This is a genomic window from Oceanobacillus piezotolerans (assembly GCF_003665065.1).
Classification (GTDB): domain Bacteria; phylum Bacillota; class Bacilli; order Bacillales; family Amphibacillaceae; genus Oceanobacillus; species Oceanobacillus piezotolerans.
Genome location: NZ_RCHR01000002.1, coordinates 367,120 through 381,808, shown reverse-complemented (window position 1 = coordinate 381,808; position 14,689 = coordinate 367,120). Strand labels below are relative to the sequence as shown.

General features: G+C 38.4%; 17 protein-coding genes. 8 read left to right on the top strand and 9 right to left on the bottom strand.

The window, feature by feature from the left end:
• Positions 1–112: 112 nt before the first annotated feature.
• From D8M04_RS06210 to D8M04_RS06200, 3 genes are all read left to right on the top strand, one after another.
• The gene (locus D8M04_RS06210; RefSeq protein WP_121522043.1) at positions 113–1,030 is read left to right on the top strand and encodes a DUF4349 domain-containing protein; all 918 of its coding nucleotides are present in this window, start codon (positions 113–115) and stop codon (positions 1,028–1,030) included.
• A gap of 190 nt (positions 1,031–1,220) precedes the next feature.
• Positions 1,221–1,790 (top strand): GNAT family N-acetyltransferase, encoded by a 570-nt coding sequence (locus tag D8M04_RS06205; RefSeq protein WP_121522042.1) that lies wholly within the window; start codon positions 1,221–1,223, stop codon positions 1,788–1,790.
• A 14-nt stretch (positions 1,791–1,804) separates the two neighbouring features.
• Positions 1,805–2,581 carry a class I SAM-dependent methyltransferase gene (locus D8M04_RS06200; RefSeq protein WP_121522041.1) on the top strand — a complete coding sequence of 259 codons (777 nt, stop codon included), beginning with the start codon at positions 1,805–1,807 and terminating at the stop codon, positions 2,579–2,581.
• A 52-nt stretch (positions 2,582–2,633) separates the two neighbouring features.
• On the opposite strand, the gene D8M04_RS06195 is transcribed toward D8M04_RS06200, so the two are convergent.
• Entirely contained in the window at positions 2,634–3,644 is a 1,011-nt protein-coding gene (locus D8M04_RS06195) for a GTPase (protein WP_121522040.1), read from the bottom strand.
• Positions 3,645–3,903: 259 nt separating this feature from the next.
• Between D8M04_RS06195 and D8M04_RS06190 the strand changes: the two genes are divergently transcribed.
• The 3 genes from D8M04_RS06190 to D8M04_RS06180 all read left to right on the top strand — a co-directional run bounded on the left by D8M04_RS06190 (position 3,904) and on the right by D8M04_RS06180 (position 6,189).
• Positions 3,904–4,335 carry a hypothetical protein gene (locus D8M04_RS06190; protein ID WP_246001136.1) on the top strand — a complete coding sequence of 144 codons (432 nt, stop codon included), beginning with the start codon at positions 3,904–3,906 and terminating at the stop codon, positions 4,333–4,335.
• Complete coding sequence (locus D8M04_RS06185; protein ID WP_121522039.1) at positions 4,332–5,687, top strand: tripartite tricarboxylate transporter permease; 1,356 nt, start codon at positions 4,332–4,334, stop codon at positions 5,685–5,687. The genes D8M04_RS06190 and D8M04_RS06185 overlap by 4 nt, the downstream gene beginning before the upstream one ends.
• Before the next feature lie 64 nt (positions 5,688–5,751).
• Positions 5,752–6,189, top strand: coding sequence for a VOC family protein (locus D8M04_RS06180; RefSeq protein WP_121522038.1), 438 nt, complete (start codon positions 5,752–5,754; stop codon positions 6,187–6,189).
• Between the two features lie 91 nt (positions 6,190–6,280).
• On the opposite strand, the gene D8M04_RS06175 is transcribed toward D8M04_RS06180, so the two are convergent.
• From D8M04_RS06175 to D8M04_RS06160, 4 genes are all read right to left on the bottom strand, one after another.
• Positions 6,281–7,306: an ABC transporter substrate-binding protein gene (locus tag D8M04_RS06175; RefSeq protein ID WP_121522037.1), complete on the bottom strand. Its 1,026-nt coding sequence runs from the start codon at positions 7,304–7,306 to the stop codon at positions 6,281–6,283.
• A gap of 58 nt (positions 7,307–7,364) precedes the next feature.
• Positions 7,365–8,123, bottom strand: coding sequence for an ABC transporter permease (locus D8M04_RS06170; RefSeq protein ID WP_121522036.1), 759 nt, complete (start codon positions 8,121–8,123; stop codon positions 7,365–7,367).
• Positions 8,101–8,892: an ABC transporter ATP-binding protein gene (locus D8M04_RS06165; protein ID WP_121522035.1), complete on the bottom strand. Its 792-nt coding sequence runs from the start codon at positions 8,890–8,892 to the stop codon at positions 8,101–8,103. Before D8M04_RS06165 ends, D8M04_RS06170 begins: the two co-directional genes overlap by 23 nt.
• A gap of 144 nt (positions 8,893–9,036) precedes the next feature.
• Complete coding sequence (locus D8M04_RS06160; protein ID WP_121522034.1) at positions 9,037–10,416, bottom strand: tetratricopeptide repeat protein; 1,380 nt, start codon at positions 10,414–10,416, stop codon at positions 9,037–9,039.
• 165 nt (positions 10,417–10,581) lie between these two features.
• Here D8M04_RS06160 and mbcS point away from each other — a divergent pair, with 165 nt between their 5' ends.
• The gene (gene mbcS / locus D8M04_RS06155) at positions 10,582–12,156 is read left to right on the top strand and encodes an acyl-CoA synthetase MbcS (RefSeq protein ID WP_121522033.1); all 1,575 of its coding nucleotides are present in this window, start codon (positions 10,582–10,584) and stop codon (positions 12,154–12,156) included.
• A gap of 48 nt (positions 12,157–12,204) precedes the next feature.
• On the opposite strand, the gene D8M04_RS06150 is transcribed toward mbcS, so the two are convergent.
• The 4 genes from D8M04_RS06150 to D8M04_RS06135 form a co-directional block, all read right to left on the bottom strand.
• Complete coding sequence (locus tag D8M04_RS06150) at positions 12,205–12,342, bottom strand: YvrJ family protein (protein ID WP_121522032.1); 138 nt, start codon at positions 12,340–12,342, stop codon at positions 12,205–12,207.
• Between the two features lie 19 nt (positions 12,343–12,361).
• Positions 12,362–12,715, bottom strand: coding sequence for a hypothetical protein (locus D8M04_RS19915; RefSeq protein ID WP_147436781.1), 354 nt, complete (start codon positions 12,713–12,715; stop codon positions 12,362–12,364).
• A gap of 150 nt (positions 12,716–12,865) precedes the next feature.
• Positions 12,866–13,084, bottom strand: coding sequence for a DUF2922 domain-containing protein (locus tag D8M04_RS06140; RefSeq protein WP_121522030.1), 219 nt, complete (start codon positions 13,082–13,084; stop codon positions 12,866–12,868).
• Positions 13,085–13,120: 36 nt separating this feature from the next.
• Positions 13,121–13,345, bottom strand: coding sequence for a DUF1659 domain-containing protein (locus D8M04_RS06135; RefSeq protein ID WP_121522029.1), 225 nt, complete (start codon positions 13,343–13,345; stop codon positions 13,121–13,123).
• 179 nt (positions 13,346–13,524) lie between these two features.
• On the opposite strand from D8M04_RS06135, the gene D8M04_RS06130 reads away from it, so the two are divergent.
• A complete protein-coding gene (locus D8M04_RS06130; protein WP_121522028.1) occupies positions 13,525–14,481 on the top strand; it encodes a dipeptidase in 957 nt (318 codons plus the stop codon).
• Positions 14,482–14,689: the final 208 nt, after the last annotated feature.

Sequence of the window (14,689 nt, the reverse complement as noted above, 5' to 3'; positions counted from 1 at the left end):
TTTAAAAAAGAAATATGCGAAATAGTATCTTAGACTATGTAACATTTTTCAGTATTTTTCGTCTATAAGTACATAAACATGTTCCATTAGATTGAACAGTCAGGGGGTCAAAATGAAAAAGAGGAAAATCATGTTATGGTTACTAATTTTGAGTGTCATTGTTTCGGCTTGCAGCAATACAGGGGAAGAAAGTTCCATGGAAGCTAATTATGATATGGAGAATTCATCAGAAGAGATGGAAATAGCGGAACCAGAAACCCCTTCAGAGGAATTCTCTGAAGCAGAAGAATCTGCTCCAGCACAGGATAATGAGGAGCAGGTGCAGCAAGTAGAGACAAATACGGAGAGAAAAATTATTTACAACGCGCATTTAAATGTAGAGGTAAAGAACTTTGAGAGCTCGTATACAAACATCCAAAATCAGGTGGCCGAATTTGATGGCTATGTTGTGGAGTCTTCCACATTTGGAGCGACTGAAGGCAACCCGCCAAGCGGACAAATTACAGCCAGGATTCCACAAACGGATTTTCGATCGTTTATCCAGCTTGTAGAGGATGGTAGCAGCAAGGTGATCGATAGTTCAGTGTCTGGCCAGGATGTTACAGAAGAGTATGTGGACTTAGAATCAAGGTTATCATCGAAGCAAGTTGTGGAGAAACGATTACTTGGATTTATGGAGCAAGCAGAGAAGACAGAGGATTTACTAGCGATTTCCAATGACTTAGCTACTGTGCAAGAGGAAATTGAGCAAATTGTTGGTCGGATGAACTACTTGGAAAACAAGTCAGACTTAGCAACGGTGACGATATTCTTGCAAGAGAATAATACCAGTCTGCCAAGCGAAGGGGAGTTAAATACTTGGGAGAAGACGAAGGACCAATTCATGAAGAGCATTCATTTCCTTATAACCGCAGCATCCGCTATCTTCGTGTTTGTAGTTGGAAATATTTTATTGTTTTTGTTAGTCGGTGTTTTGGTGCTTTTCACTTATCTATTTGTTAGAAGAAAGAGAAAGAATCATCCTGAATGAAAATAAGGAGAGTGTTTCACGGTTGTGAAGCGTTCTCCTTTTTTCTTCCAGTGTAAAACTCATTCAATCTAGTCATAAATGCTCTTAGTCACAAGTTGTGGAATGTGTTAATTTAAAATAATTTCCTGAAAAATATACCATTTCTAAAAGTATAAGATATAATAACTTTAAATATTTTTGGGGGGATAGTATGGAGGTTAATGATATCTACAAGGAATTGCCAGTAATCGAAACAAAACGATTAACACTTAGAAAACTAACTCAACAAGATTTAGAAACAATGTTTTTATATTGCTCCGACGAGGAAGTAGCAAAGTATGTATTATGGGACAGGCATCAGTCCTTGAAAGATACTAAAGAATTTATGGATTATGCTTTAACTCAGTATGAAAAAGGAGAAATTGCTCCCTGGGGAATGGAACGGAAAGGGACAAATCACCTTATTGGTACTATTGATTTCGTACAATGGAATCCCAAGCATCAAACAGCTGAGATTGGCTATGTACTGGCACGGGATCAGTGGGGAAATGGACTGATAACCGAGGCGGCACTTGAATTAATCAGGTTTGGTTTCGAGAAAATGGAATTAGTCCGCATTCAAGCAAAATGTTTTGAAGAAAATACCGCATCTGCAAGGGTCATGGAGAAGATTGGAATGGCGTATGAAGGTACTTTTCGCCAAGCAATGAAGGTAAAAGGAAAGCACCGGAATTTAAAGGTCTATTCCATCCTTAAGGAAGAGTATGAGAAGGGAAAATAAGAGGTGGGGAGTACATGAGAGAAGAAATCGTTGATCAATGGAATGCAGAGATGTATGACGACAAGCATGATTTTGTTGCAAAGTATGGCATGAACTTGATTCATTTATTAGTCCCAAAAACAGGAGAAGACATATTAGATCTGGGATGTGGAACAGGAGACCTAACCGCAAAATTAGCAGAGTTCGGTGCAGAAATAGTGGGCATTGATAAATCAGAAAATATGGTTAACCAAGCAAAACAGAAATTTCCGCATCTAACTTTTTTCGTTAAAGACGCAACCGAATTAGAGGCTGTCCATTCTTATAATGCTGTTTTTTCTAATGCGACGCTCCATTGGGTCAAACCTCCTGAAAAAGTACTAGCAGTAGTTTACCAATGTTTAAAAGAGAATGGCAGATTTGTTGCGGAATTTGGTGGAAAGGGAAATGTTAAAAGCATTACAGATGCCATTATCGAACAGCGAGTAAAGGCAGGATATACCTATAAGGAAACGTATTATCCTTGGTATTACCCAAGCATTGCTGAATACACCTCGCTTATGGAGGAAACCGGTTTCCGAGTAACGTATGCTTCCCATTACGACCGTCCAACCGTACTTAGCGGTGAAGATGGGTTACGAAATTGGATATATATGTTCGCGACAAGTTTGCTGGAAGAAATAGAAGGGGGAGCAAAGCAAGAAATTATTGAAAAGGTAGAAGAACAGTTAAAACCATCTATGTTTGAAGCTGGAAATTGGATTGCAGATTATAAGCGGATTCAAGTGATTGGGATAAAAGAGCGCAATTAAAAAGTACATTTCTGTATACTAAAACAGGCCTTCCTTAAGGGAAAGCCTGTTTTTACTTTTCTTTCTGCTGTTTTTTTGCATTCCTCTGTTGAAACATCTCATATAGATTCCTTAAAGAATGGACATTAAGTTCAATATCTTTCTCATAAGCATATTTCACTGCATACCCGAGAGCTAATGTCATCCCACCTGCAACACTTCCGCCTGCAACCGACCCGGCACCTGGAACAAATTTGACGATCTGACGAAAAACGGTTTTTCCAATATTACCTGTGATTGTCGCGATGATTAATTCCTTGGCTTTTTTCTTGGATAATGGCTTATCATATAAGGCAGCGAGCTTAATCATTAATCCCACTTGAATTCCAGTTAATGGAATGAAATCAGATCCTGGTATGGGTGCCGCTCCAATAGCAGTTGCAGATGTAGTTGCACCTAATATCCATTTTTTTGCGATTGGGGATTTAGCCTGAATCGTTTTTGCGAACTTAATGTCTTTATGCTTTTTTTCTAGAATATCCAGAATCTCGTTTCGAAGTCTATCTATATTTTCACCAGTTTTCGATGAAATAGGGATGACTTTAAATTCTTTGCCGCTATGCTCTTTTACGTAATTTATTAAGTTAGGAATATCCTCAGCAGCATCAATTTTATTAAGGACAAACAGGATGTTTTTATTTTCTTTCCGAATCAATTCAAAGGTTCTTTTCTCTCCTTCAGAGAATACGGTTCCTGCAGCATTTAAGAAGAAAAGAATGACATCAGCATCTTTATAAAACTTCATCGTTGCTTTTGAATTCTCGCTTATTATGTCATCTAAACCAGGCGTGTCGACAAAGGTAATGGCATCGGTATACTGATAGAAGTCAATCCCAATTGTTTCACCAGGCTTCGCACCAACATGTGCGACCTCATCCCCAATAAGCTGGTTAATGGTGGAGGATTTTCCGCTGTTGACATGTCCAATCATGGCAAATAGAATCTTAGCATCTTCTTGAGCATTTACTTTTTGGCTTTCCTCATCATATGATTGTTCAAATTCTTTTTCATCAAATACTGGCAACCTACTCACCTTCCTTTCTCTTATCATAACACATACAAGAATAAGCTCGTCTATTATTATGTAAAACGAATGCATTAAAATGCCTTAAACCATTCAACAAAGTTTAATGCAGTGAAAATTAGTTGAATTAATACAATATAGTTGCGTTTAAAACTAATTCCGTAAATAATAAAAAGTGGGTTTTTTCACAGGATAATAGCAAGAAAAAATATCGGATGGGAATGTTCAAGAAAATATGTGTGTAAGGAGGTAAATAAAAATGACGAAAGGTAGCATGAAGGCTGAAGAAACGGAAAAATTTGTCGAAGTAATTGGAGATACTGTTTCTGGGAAGCATTTAATAAGTACTATTATGATAAGTATTGCATTAAGCTTAGCTGGTTTTTTTATTGGGAAGAATATCTTTCCTCATATCGCTCCAGAAGAGATGGTGCAATCTTATTCCCTATTACTTGGAATTGCAGGGAGTCTCTTGGCTTTACTTCTTAATACGTTTCTCTTTAAGCCAAAACGAACATTGAATGAAGTTCCAAGTACAAGTGATGAAATAGGAGAGGTCTATAAAAAGCTTCAATTTGATATAGAAGAGGAAAGAGAGTCTATCTTAGAAGATCCAGTCATTAGGAAAGAAATGAAAGAACAGGGGATATATGACATGTTTATTAAAAATGAGGGGGATAAGCGGAAATGAGCGTTTTCGTAATCGCTATTCTCTTAGCAGTACTAGCAGGAATTATATTTACATTAATCGGTCTGATTTCTGGTTCAGATGAAACAGCCATTTTAGTACCGTCGACGTTGATTGTCGTTTTACTTGGAGCACCACCAGAAGCGGTTTTTGCCTTTTTTATGTCGGCTATATTGGCCAAGCATCTAACCCATGCTATTCCTACAGCACTAATGGGAGTGCCTGGAGATACATTAGCTGCTCCGATGCTAGAGCATGCAAATTTTATGCGCAGAATTGGGTTGCCGCATATTGCTCTTAGAAAAATGATTTCAGGTGGAATTATTGGTGCGTTTATTGCACTTCCTGTCGCCCTTTTATTTGCGGTGTTCTTAAGTCAATTTGGAACCTTTTTTCAGGAAAATGCAGGAATTATCTTTACATGTGCTGCCATATTAATTGGTTACTTTTCGAAAGGCCGCTGGGTGAGTATTTTACTTATCGTGCCTCTAGCATTAGTTATTCAAGGACTAAATTTGGTAAGTTCAACGATTTTAGGAAGCGGTCTTTCAATTAGCTTCTTTCTGGGAATTGCGATTGGTCCGCTATTAACGGATCTGCTTATCGCAACATCAAGAAGTGCTCGTCCTTTGATTGAAAGAACGAAACCGAATGAATACAAGCTTGCTCCTGAGCAGAAATCGTGGAGTGGATATTTTCCAAATCCCTTTAAGGTGTTAACGAAAAAGCAAGCTTCGGCTGTTGGAGGTACTTCTTTTCTATCCTCGTTAACATTTGCACTTAGTCCAGTAGGGATGACATCATTAATGGGTGAACTCATTGGATCACGTATTAAAGGACAATATAAGAAATCTACTACCAGCTTAGCAACGATGAATGGGGTGACAGAGTCTACTTATGTTGCAGAAACCATCATCCCTTTAGTAGCATTTGGTATCCCACTAAGTCCTGTTGCAATTGGACCTGCGCAAGCCTTATTTAATGCACCACCTGTTTTTACTACGGAGCCGCTCCATAATTTACATACGATGATGGAACCGCTTGACTTCCTAATTTACGGACTGATTGGATTAGTAATTGCGTCCGTCATCGCGTATCCATTTTCCATGAATTACGCTCGTAAAGCCACTGTATTTGTATTGAAGCGGATTAACCAAGAAGCGATTATCGGCATGTTTATCGGGATTGTCTGTTTACTTGCATTTTATGAAGGTGGCCTTGTAGGAATTACGGTTACATTCGCGATGGCGATGGTTGGTGGTATGCTGAATCGCTTTCTCGGAGTTGGTGTAGGTGTTCAGTTCATGATATTCTACGGGTCAAGCTGGATTATCTCTACGCTGATTGGATTGTAGAGGGTAATCTGTGTTATAAATAATGTAAGTTACCTATAAATCTTGAAAAAGGAGTGAATGTTCAATGGTTGGAGTAGAAATTGATATGGTTGTTACCGATAGCTTGAAAGCTCTAGAATTATATGAAAAGGTATTTGATATTGAACGAGTGGAGGTTACAGATTTTCCCACGGGTCAAAATGAGGTCATTTTTACCCTGTACGGAGTACGTTTTCATATGTTAGATGAAAACCCGCAATTCGGTTTGAAGGCCCCTAATACAGATGCACCTCAGACTATTTGGTTTAACATACTTGTTAATGACATTAAGGAGACTTTTACAAAAGCAATTAGTGAAGGATGTACAGAGGTGCAGCCTGTAACGGAATTGCCTGACTATGGCGTGTCTAATGCAACATTCAACGATCCGTTTGGTTATCATTGGATGCTGCATCAGATACATAAAGAAGTGAGTTTTGAAGAACGTATAGAGCTTTGGGAAGAAAAAAAAGATAATTTATAATGATGTAAGGTAAGAGACGGAAATAGTGTACTAAACAACGAAAAGGGTGGCACAAAATGGTAAACTTTTGTGCCACCCTTACTTTTTCATTCTATTTAGAAGCAGTTACGGATTCTTCTTCAATAAATCCTGTATTAACTAACCCTTCTAAATTAGGCTGCTCTTTTAAGAATTCCAGGTTATAGGAAGAGTCAGCGAATTCCTGTAAAATATTTGGATCGATTTCATAAGTGAAGTTAATTCGTTCCCATGAATTGTCCACTACCGTGTCAGATAGTCCTTGACCAGTAATGTCTTTGATCTTAGCTTGAACAATGTTTTTTGCTTCATCTGGGTTTTCTTCAATAAAATCTATGGCTTTCTTATGGCCGTCGACAATGCTTTGGACAAGCTCTGGATTGTTCTCTACTAAATCTTGTGAAGTTACAAATACAGAAGCTGGCAATCTATCATTAAAAGCAACTTCATCGCCCTCAAATAATGGTTTACCACTGCCTTCTTCTTCCATGACGGAAGCCCATGGTTCTGGTACTGCCGCTGCATCTACTTGACCAGATAAGAACATACTATGATAAGTTGCCGGCTCACCAGTTACATGTTTCATTTCTCCGCCAGTACGGTCAGAAGTAATGTCGTAAATTTCACTCATCATTGTTTCAAACTGAACATCATGGGTGCAGCCTACACCTGGAGTAATGAAAGTTTTGCCTGCTAAATCTTCAGGTTTTTCAATACCAGATTCATTGCTAACCATTACGACAGTTCCTCCAGATGCCCCACCGGCAACAACATTAATCTCCGAACCACTTGTAAAGTGATTCATAGCAGGACCTGGTCCAACTATTCCACCTTCAATTTCACCTGCAGCAAGTGCTGTCATAAATGTAGCACCATCAGGGAAGTATTGGTATTTCACTTCTGTCCCTTCTGGAAAAGCTTCCTCATACAATGCTTTTTCTTCCGCTACCATCCCTGCTGCATGGTCAATGTTTGGGAAATAACCTATTGTAACTTCATCAGGAATACTGCCATCTCCACTTGCACCTTCATCTCCACCACAAGCAGCAAGTACAAGTCCAATTGCAACAAATCCTATTAATAATATAAATTTCTTCATTTACCTCGCTCCTTTTTTAAAATTATTGTATAATAACCCCATTTTGCTTATAGAATTTCTATAATAATCCCCATCGTTTCATCACTGTTTTCTCCATTTTAGAGAAAACAAAGTGGTCCACCAAAGCCCCGATAACCCCAATGATAATAATAATTCCAATCACTTGATCCATTCGTGCATAATCTTGCGCATAGCTTAAGGTATAGCCTAAGCCAGGTCCATTACTTAATAATTCGCCAGCCATTAATGCACGCCAGCTAAATGCCCATGCAAGCCTGAGTCCTGACATGAAATAAGGAATACTCGCTGGAACTTCTACCCGGTAAAAAAGGGCAAAACCTTTTGTTCCCATTGTTCTTGCTGCCCGTACCATTTGGGGTGGGACATTGCGAATGGCACTACGGACATTCATAGCCATTACAAAGGTACCACCTAGGACGATAACAAAAACGACCGAGAACTCCGTAAAACCAAATAACATGATCGCAAGAGGCACCCAAACAATACTTGGAATACTTTGCAGGGCAATTAAATACATGCCGGCTGTTTCATCCGCCTGCTTGGATTTTCCTAAAATAACTCCAATTATGGTACCGAATAAAATGGCTAGAGACATCCCACTAAACAAATGTTTAAAGCTGGCTAGTAAGGCAAAGACAAAATCCCCACTGGCAAAACCTTCGTAGAGTGCAGTAAATACCTTTACAGGAGACGGAAAAGTGACTGCAGGGAATACCTCCATTGAAAAGATAATCTGCCAGATTGCTAGAATAACCAATAAGAATAAGACTCGTTTAATGACTATGTTCCACTTCATTCGCTAACTCTTCCTTTAAGACTTTATTTATTTCCCCTTCCAATAAACGCATGATATCGTTCTCCAGCTCAATTGCTTTTAAATCGTCTCGTTTTCTAGGTCTAGGGATTTCTACGCTGATGTCTGCAATCACCCGGCCGGGTCTCGTACCCATAACAACAATTCGATCGGATAGTTTAATTGCTTCGTGAATACTATGAGTTACGAACAAAATCGTCTTTTGGGTCTCCTGCCATATTTTCATTAGTTCATCATGCATGATATGTCTTGTTTGCTCATCTAAGGCGCCAAATGGTTCATCCATTAAAAGAATCTTAGGATCCATCGCAAGTGCTCGAGCGATCGCGACTCTTTGCTGCATACCTCCTGATAGCTCAAAAATATAGTTTTCTTTAAACCTGCTAAGCTGAACCATCTTCAAGAAATGGTCGGCACGTTTATTCGCTTCTTCCTGTGGTATCTTTCCTTTTAAAGGAAAGGTAATATTGTCTCTAACGTTTAACCAGGGAAAGAGGGCAGGCTGTTGAAAGACCATTCCGCGATCAGGGCCGGGTTCTTTTATCTCTTTTCCTTGAAGTGTTATATTTCCAGTTGTTGCTGCTTCCAGTCCTGCTACCATGGAAAGGAGGGTGGATTTACCACATCCAGAAGGGCCGAGAATGGAAACAAACTGGTTTTCCTTTATGGTTAATTGGATATCGGAAAAAACAGTAAACTGTTTTTCCTCCGTACTAAATGTCTTGCTAACGTTATTTATTTCCAGAAACAAAAAATCAGCCCCTATGATACATCAATATAATTCCTATAAAAATACTAAGGTTTAATATCTTATATTATACGAAGATGATGACAAGTGTGTCAATGGTTTATTTAAGAAAATAGGAATAGGGGCGCTTTCTTATTAAAAAAGCAATTATTTGTTCATCTGAACAAATAATTGCTGATATGCTTTTGCTTCTTCCTTCTTACCAAGCTGCTTATATACTTTCGATAAATAAGAGACAGGTTTAGGATTTTCAGGGTGAAGCTCCATCTCCCATTTGAAGCATTCAATTGATTTTTCAAGTTGATGAAGGTCGAGGTAAAGCTCTCCAAGGGTTAATTGATTATCAGGATCATCTCTGAGCTGTTCCATTTTTGCAAGCTTTTGCTCGATAGGAAGACGATGAGAAGCGGTCCGCAGCTCGCTGCACCATGCTATCACTTCTTTTACTTCATATTCTTGTAAAAATGCAGATACAAAAGGTTTAATTAATTCCCCTAATATATGTGCACTTTGATTAGAAAGCTGCACTAATCGAGAACTTGAAGAATTAAAATATCCTGCAAGCAATCTCGCGTCAGCGTTATCAATATGTTTCAAGACGAGAGAAATCTGTTCATTGGTAGGCTGGAAATCATACTCCATTAAGAAGGATGCGATGCTATTTGAATCTTCATTTTCAAGTAATCGACTAAATAGTTTTTCTTGCAATAAAGGATGGTTTTGTTTTTGAAGAAGATCTTTAAAGATAAGAATCTGGTCTTTAATAGATAAGGAGGAGATGCTCTCCTCTATCTCAGCAAGATTCTGACTGGAATAGGTTCTTTTAAGCATAGCTAAACGAATAGCTAATTTATCCATACTACGATTTTGTGTTTGATAAAGCTGAAATAAGTGGATTGCGTAGGCAGGGTCTAAATGAAAGTCATAACTGACTGCTTCGACATAGGTTGGGTCCTTTTCATAAAGCAGGTCGAGCTGTTGGTACATAGTTTCATAACGTTGGAAAGCTATGTTGTGAACCATGTCATAAGCAAATTTATCTTTCGGGAAAAAATGGAGGTATGTTTTTAAGATTTGATAGGATTTATAATTCTTTCCATTTCGTCGGAAGTGGTAAAACGTATCTTTTAGAAGTTTCTTACTTGAATCCTGTTTAATAAACGAGTCAAAAAATATGAAGATAAAAACAACTTCTTTCATGGAATAGGATTTATGTAGGGTATTAATTAATGCATTAAATTTAACGAATCTAAAGGGTTGGTCTGTCGCAAGTATTCGGTTGGTAAGTGGGTGTGTGCCAGAGAAGGAAATTCCATTTTTAAAGGCTAAATGAATGAAGGAGTTCAGACGAATTTTATTTGCTTTCACCCCATTAATGTACTGGTCTTTATAAAAAACAAGATAGTAATAGCTACCTTTAACGTCCGTTGCGGCTATGATTTTGGATTGGTTATAAATAATAAGTTCCTCTGCTTTTAATGTACGATGCTTTTTATTTAATTGAACTTTGAAATGGTTAGCATGCATGCTATCAGCTCCCTTATTTAGCTTGGATCAGCTTACTTTTACTTTATCATAATAAATCCCTAACAACAAACACTGTTAGTAATTAATCCTTTCTAAAGTGATTGACATCTGATATAATGATTAGAAATTAGTATCTAGTCCTAAAATTGGGAGGTTGGATTAAAGATGAAGCGTGAAGATTTAATTGCACCAGAGGATTACAATATCGTAATGGAATTTGAGAAATATGCCAATGAACCGGAAAGAAAAGCGATTATCTGGGAAGATGAAGATGGGAATCAGAAGGAAGTTACCTACCAGAGTTTAATAAAAAATGCCAATAGGGTTGGGAATACACTATTAGAACTTGGTCTTAAAAAAGGAGATAAACTGTTAGTAATGATGCCTCGATTAATTGAAACGTATGAGGTATATATTGCTGCCTTGAAAACAGGAATTATCATTATCCCATGTTCCGAAATGTTCCGTACGAAAGATCTGCAGTATCGAATCACACATGGAGAAGTAAAAGGGGTTGTGAGCTATCATCCTTTTGCATCGCAATTCAATGATATTGAGCAGTATGATTCGTTAGTGAAGCTTTCTGTTGGAGAGCAAGTGGAAGGCTGGCATTACTTGGATCAATTGAAGGTGTCTGCATCCGATCTATTAGATATTGTGAAAACAACCAATGAAGACCTAGCATTTTTACCTTATACATCAGGGACTACTGGAAATCCAAAGGCAGTGATGCATACACACGCTTGGGGATATGCGCATATGCAAACAGCGCCAAGCAATTGGTTATCCATTCGTGAAGGAGATACGGTTTGGGCAACAGCTGCACCAGGCTGGCAAAAATGGGTATGGAGTCCGTTTCTTTCTGTACTTGGCTCAGGTGCAACAGGATTTGTATATAATGGGAAATTTGAACCGAAGAAGTACTTAAGTTTACTCGAAGATAACGATGTGAATGTATTTTGCTGTACACCAACGGAATACCGGTTAATGGCGAAACTGGATAATTTGGAAGACTATGACCTATCGGCTCTACATAGTGCTGTGTCTGCCGGGGAGCCATTAAATCGGGAAGTAATTGACCGGTTCGAAAAGTATTTTAATGTTACGGTACGTGATGGATATGGTCAAACAGAAAATACATTATTACTAGGTTTTCTAAAAGGAATGAAGGTTAAACCAGGTTCCATGGGTAAACCAACTCCAGGAAATAATGTACAATTAATCGATGAAGATGGGAAGCCAGTTGGACCAGGAATAGTAGGGGATATTGCAGTAGCATTAGATACACCATCACTATTTAAAGGTTATTATAAAGACGATGAACGTACGAAGAAATCACATCGTGGCACCTTCTACATTACTGGTGACCAAGCGAAAATGGATGAAGAAGGGTATTATTGGTTTGAGGGAAGAAATGATGACATCATTGTTAGCTCAGGCTATACGATCGGACCTTTCGAAGTTGAGGATGCATTGGTTAAACACCCTGCAGTAAAAGAATGTGCGGTTGTAGCAAGTCCCGATGAAATCCGAGGAAATGTAGTCAAAGCCTTTATCGTGCTTCAAGACCATATCGAAGGTGACGAGGCACTTGTTAAAGTGTTACAGGACCATGCGAAACAGCTGACAGCGCCATATAAATATCCAAGAAAAATAGAATTTGTCAATGAATTGCCGAAAACATCATCAGGCAAAATTCGCCGGGTAGAACTAAGACAACGCGAAAAACAGAATCAATAATTTAATCATAAAGCCACTTCGGAAATGGAATCCGGAGTGGCTTTTCTTTCAGTGCTTCATTTTGTCTGGCAGCGCATGAATCGATTCAATCAGCTGGTTAAGCTTTCCTTCAACACGATGCAATAAATAAAAGGTAACCGCAATCGGGAAACCAACCTCAGTAATAAACGAAACCCAAGCTTCCATGGACAGTACCTCCAATCTGTTATTTGATAAAGCTGTTGTTTTTCTCGTGGTCGATGTTGTTCATCTCAAGGTTGATGCTTCTCTTTTCAAGGTCGATGTTTCTCTTCTCAAAGGCGATATTTCTCTTCTCAAGAGCGATGTTGTTCTTCTCAAGAGCGATGTTGTTCTTCTCAAGAGTGATGTTTCTCTTCTCAAGAGTGATGTTTCTCATTTCAAGAGTGATGTTTCTCTTCACAAGAGTGATGTTGTTCTTCTCAAGGCTGATGCTTCTCCTCTGAAAGGCAATTTTTTCTAGATGAGGAAGGTTCATCTCCCAAAGTAGAAATACAACCTCTTGAGTGAATTTCATTTTCTCAGCCGTTGGACGGACCAATGATCATTCAAGTTCCTCAATATTTTTTATTCATTCGGCTGGGTAAAAAGCAAAAGGTATTGAAAGGAGCCTTTGATAGAGAAGACCAGCGTTAACAAAAACGCTGGTCAATATCTTATCGCAGATTAACTGCCTGTAAGAAGTTTCACTTTATAATCCTAAGTCAATTTCTTCTACGATGTTTTCAACAACACGTGCACTTTTCTTCTCAATAAGATCTCCGCCGTTTGATGTGAATGCGTTTTGAACAATAATTTCATCCATAGCTGCATTTACAGTAGCTGTATTAACGGGCTCAATTGGTTTTTCAACAGAATAAGTTACTGTTTTACCATCTTGATTTACAAATTTTAGCTCTAATCTTTTCAAGGTTCCTCCTCCTTTCTAAAAATTATTTTCCATTTTTTAAGCTTCAACAATGTCGGAATCATCTTTACGAATAATGTTATAAAGAGGACACTCTTGCAAACTTGCAATTGCAGTTGCTGTAGCTAGCAACTGATCAGCTGTTGCAGTTGTTTTCACGTTATTAAAGCTCTTATAAGCGAATACTAATTCTCCAGTCTCCAGGTCTGTTCCATCTTCAAACATTAATCGCAGTGTGGTGTTGGTAATGTTTGCTACTGCCATATTGATCACCTCCCTTCACAAATATAATCGAAAGGAAATGGGGAAAGGGGGCACGGGAAACAAGTTAATTATTATTTAATAGTCGGTAATTTGAAGAAGCTGCAGATAAGAGAAGGACTTGACGCAAGCGTTATAGAAAAGGTATAACTGTAATAAATTCAAGGGCGAGGTGAGTTTTCATGAACATTATTGATACGCATTGTGATGCATTGCTGAAACTGCAATTAGCCAAACGAAGCTATGAAAATAAGGAGAAATTAGATTACATAAATGCAGAGGAATTAGAAACCAATTTAGAGCGTCTTAAGGAAGGAAAAGTAGGGGTCCAATTTTTTGCGATTTTTATTCACCCAGATGTCCCATCAGATGAAAAATGGCAGCATGCACTAGAACAAGTTGATCTTTTTTATACAGAAGTTGTCGGAAAGGCGAACCTGAAGCATATTCGTAATTGGCGTGAGATAGACAAGCTGAAAGAGGGGGAAATTGGCGCGGTATTAACGTTAGAGGGAGCAGATGCATTTGGAAATGATTTAGTAAAATTGCGCACCCTTTATCGTCTTGGGGTACTCTCCATAGGAATGACGTGGAATAATGCCAATTTATGTGCAGATGGAGCAGGGGAACCCCGTGGAGGTGGTTTGACTATGCTCGGAAAGGAAGTTGTTCGTCTGAATAACGAGCATCATGTATTTACCGATGTGTCGCATGCAACGGTAAAAGGGTTCTGGGACATTCTTGAATTATCGGATTATCCTATCGCCTCTCATTCCAATGCACGTGCCATTTGTAATCATAGGAGAAACCTTTACGATGACCAGATCAAAGCTATGTTTGAAAAGAACGGACTGATTCATGTTGTGTTTAACCCGCCATTCATTAAAGAGGGAGATGGGGAGACTACGATAGATGATTTATTGAAGCATATCGATCACCTCTGTTCTCTTGGAGGGGTAAAAAATATCGGTTTTGGATCTGATTTTGATGGAATTGCCACACATGTGAAAGACTTAGAGCACGCAGGTAAATACCAAAACTTGGTTAAAGCCTTGCTGAAGCGTTATTCTGAAGAAGAAGTAAAAGGCTTTGCTTACCGGAACTTTCTTAATCATCGGCCGGGAGTGGCTAAGAAATAACTGCTGTGTCGAGGCTAAGATAATTTTCCTATATAATGGGAAACTTTAAAGTCTTTTTGCTAAAATTAAATAGTTGTAACCTTTATACGGTACAATGAGACATGTACGATCACAAAGATAATAAAGACCGTTGTTTATTATTCCAAATTCATGATCATACTAAATCGGAGACAAATGTAGGAGATACAATTCACAGTCATCAACATCG